Source organism: Microcystis sp. LE19-41.2A, from assembly GCF_027530405.1.
GTDB classification, from domain to species: Bacteria; Cyanobacteriota; Cyanobacteriia; order Cyanobacteriales; family Microcystaceae; genus Microcystis; species Microcystis aeruginosa.
The window spans coordinates 1-3,282 of record NZ_JAPZQJ010000207.1 but is presented as its reverse complement, the minus strand read 5'-3'; the positions used below and the strand labels follow the sequence as shown (position 1 = coordinate 3,282).

At 36.9% G+C, this 3,282-nt stretch carries 4 protein-coding genes; all 4 read left to right on the top strand.

Annotation, left to right across the window (positions count from 1 at the left end; translation table 11 throughout):
• The first annotated feature begins 108 nt into the window (after positions 1-108).
• The gene (locus O9290_RS09190; protein WP_288059293.1) at positions 109-753 is read left to right on the top strand and encodes a substrate-binding domain-containing protein; all 645 of its coding nucleotides are present in this window, start codon (positions 109-111) and stop codon (positions 751-753) included.
• Positions 754-790: 37 nt separating this feature from the next.
• Entirely contained in the window at positions 791-1,213 is a 423-nt protein-coding gene (locus O9290_RS09185) for a Het-E N-terminal domain-containing protein (protein ID WP_288059294.1), read from the top strand.
• Between the two features lie 26 nt (positions 1,214-1,239).
• Entirely contained in the window at positions 1,240-1,569 is a 330-nt protein-coding gene (locus O9290_RS09180; RefSeq protein ID WP_287967373.1) for a coiled-coil domain-containing protein, read from the top strand.
• Positions 1,570-1,634: 65 nt separating this feature from the next.
• The coding region (locus tag O9290_RS09175) for an ATP-binding protein (RefSeq protein WP_288059296.1) at positions 1,635-3,282 on the top strand (1,648 nt) is incomplete at its 3' end.

The following is a 3,282-nucleotide window of genomic DNA, read 5'->3' as shown; positions in this document are numbered from 1 at the left end:
CTTAAATATTGGAAGAAAGGTAGTCGGAGAGGCCGCCTTTAGCGGGAATCCGATAGAGAGGTTCGTAGTTAACCCAGTACGGGTCAAAGCGTACAAAGCTAATTCTAGATGCAATATTTGCGTACAGAATTAGTAACTATTCGGATGTTAATCGAGAATCAATTGGCTTTTTCCCAAGCATCTCGATCGCTCAAAGATGAGGAAATACAACGCGCTCAACAACGGGGATTGACCTTAAAAGAGGTTCCCGTAGCTATCGATGGAATTGCGATCGCAGTTCATCCCGATTTACCGGTTTCCGGTCTAACAATTACCCAATTAAAAGATATTTATACAGGAAAAATTAGCAATTGGCGGCAAGTGGGCGGGCCTAATTTAGCCATTATTCCCTATTCCCGACGCAAGGAAGATGGGGGAACCGTGGAATTTTTTATCGATCAGGTTTTAGAAAAAGCCGATTTTGGGGATAATATTCAGTACATTTACAGTACAACTTCCGCTCTCAGAAAAGTTTCCCAAAATCCGGGAGGAATTTACTATGCTTCTGCACCGGAAGTAGTTCCCCAGTGTGGAATTAAAACTTTACCCCTTGGTAAAAGCGAAAATAAGTTAGTTGCCCCCTATCAAGAACCTTCGATCCCGTCTTCCCAATGTCCCCAGAAGCGTAATCAACTGAATGAATTAGCTTTTCAGCAAGCCATCCGCGCCCAATACCTGCGCCATAATCGCGTCAGATACTTTGCTTTGATCTAAAATTGAGTCAGCAATATCTAATTTGGAGTCTCAGGCAATGGAACCGATTTCTCTAATTCTCGCTGCGTTGGCTGCTGGTGCGGTTGCTGCTGCTAAGGATACGGCAGGAACAGCCGTTAAGGATGCTTATGAGAGTTTAAAAGCGTTGATTAAGAAGAAATTTGCAGAAAAAGGGAAAACAGATGATAGTGATATCGTCGATAAACATGAGAAAAAACCAGATTCAGAGGGGGTAAAAACACTGCTCAAAGAAGAGTTACTTGAGGCAAAAATTGATAGAGATGCAGAGGTTATTAAGACAGCAGAAGAATTACTCAAGCAATTAAAACCTGAAGAATTTGCCGCAGGTAAGTATAATATTAATGTTGGTGATGATATTAAGGGAATGGTGGGAGATGGTACTTTTAAGGGAATTGCAGGAGATATTAGTGGTGGAAATATTAGTCAGAACATTAATTAGTTGAGGATTATTTAGGAGGGAAATTTATGTCAATTACTGTTGAGGTAGAACTTAAAGATTTTCTAATTCAAATCAATCAAAAGTTAGATAATCTTCAAAAAGATGTTACTGATATTAAGATTGAACTTAGTGAAGTTAAAGGTGAAATTAAGCGTCTGGAGGAAAAAATCGATGGTGTCGAGAAGCGTCTGGAGGAAAAAATTGATGGTGTCGAGAAGCGTCTAGAGGGAAAAATTGATGGATTGGAAAAGCGCTTAGAGAATCAAGAGTTTGTCAGTCGAGGGATTTTAGTCGCTTTAATTGTAACGATTTTAGGCGGTTTGGCTAAATTGTTTGGTTTAGTAGGAAGTCCTTAAAGAGTGCTAATTCTAAAACTGCAATTTAAAGTTAACTTGAAAAGAATAATTTTGGGGTAGCAAAAATGACTGATAAAAGTTATTATTCAGAAATAGGTGGTGATGTTAAAGGTCTTATTGGTGATGGTGAATTTAAGGGAATTGCAGGTGATATTAGTGGCGGTGTAATCAATCAATATATTATCACCCAAAAGTCAGGAGTTGAGATTCAGGCTCAAACTTTAATTACGGGTTCACCTTATTTGGGTTTAAGGAAGTTTGAAGTAGATGATAAGGATAGGTTTTTTGGGCGAGATAATTGGATTATTGAGTTAACCGATTATTTAAAGCAAAAGAATGTTTTATTGCTTTTAGGTGCGTCAGGAAGCGGTAAGTCTTCTCTAGTTCAAGCGGGTTTAATTCCTAAGTTAAAGGATAATTTTGGCGCAAATAGATTGGTTAATTTAACTTTTGTTCCTGATGTTAATCCCTTTGAGTCTTTTTATGGTTGTCTTTTAGGGAATAGATATACACAATCCCAAGCAAAGTTAGCACAAGCTGTTAAGGAAGATACTTTAATTAAGGTGGTTGAAGGATTAAAAAATAATTCTGATTTATGGTTTATTTTTATTGACCAATTTGAGGAATTATTTACTCGTACACCGAAAACTGAAAGAGATATTTTTATTAAAAGTTTGATTAAATTAATTGAAAATAATAATAGTTTAGTTAAAATTGTGATGACGATGAGGGCGGATTTTTTAGATAAATTAAGTCCTTATCCCAGTTTAGGAAAAATCCATGATCAGTATAGCAAGATGTTAACAGATATGGATGAAAGTGAGTTAAGATTAGCTATTGCTGAACCGGCGGCGAGAAATGGGGTAATCTTTGAAAAGGGATTAATTAATCAAATTGTTGCCGATTTTTATGAACAGGCTGGCTCTTTACCTCTGTTACAATATACGTTAGATTTATTGTGGCAAAAAAATCATATTCAAAATCGGGTTTTAAATATTAAGATTTATCAAGAGATTGGTGGGGTAACAGGTGCGCTAGAAAAACAAGCGGATAAAATTTATAGTCAATTTAATGAGGTGCAAAGGAAAGCAGCAGAGGAAATTTTTCTAGAGTTAATTAGTTTAGAAGGGAAAGAAGCGGTTAGCAGAAGGGCGGATAAATCGAGTTTTGAACAGGAGGAAATGCAAAGAGAGGTTCTCTATCAATTAATAGATAATCGTCTTTTGGTGAGTAAGGGAGAAGACGGGAAAGCAACGGTTGAGGTGGCACATGAGGCGTTATTACGTTCTTGGCAAGTGTTACAGAATTTAATTCGAGAAAAAGAGGAGATAATTGTTCTGAGAAGTCGTTTATATGCTGATGCTAAACAGTGGGATGATTTACAGAAGCAAGATGCAGTAAAAGCGAGTAGTGAGCTTTGGGGAGGTTCTAAACTGAAAAGGATTGTCAATCTTATCAAAGAAAAATCACTTTCTAATTTAGATGATGTAGCCGTAAAATTTATTAAAGCTAGTTATCACTATCAAAAGCAACGAGAAAAAATCGAAGCAGAAAGAAAACGGCGCGAAGTTGATACAGAACTTAGTTTAGCAAATTCTCTCAGTGGTTATTCTTTGCATCTCTTTAATGAAGAGGGAAAAGAATTAGATGCTATTGTTGAAGCGATTAAGGCAGGAAAAATTTTGCAGAAACACAACGCAAGCAACACGAAGG

Bases quoted from the DNA above. Each gene is read 5' to 3' on its own strand.
- O9290_RS09190 (WP_288059293.1), top strand. From the start codon at position 109: ATGCAATATTTGCGTACAGAATTAGTAACTATTCGGATGTTAATCGAG.
- O9290_RS09180 (WP_287967373.1), top strand. From the start codon at position 1,240: ATGTCAATTACTGTTGAGGTAGAACTTAAAGATTTTCTAATTCAAATC.
- O9290_RS09185 (WP_288059294.1), top strand. From the start codon at position 791: ATGGAACCGATTTCTCTAATTCTCGCTGCGTTGGCTGCTGGTGCGGTT.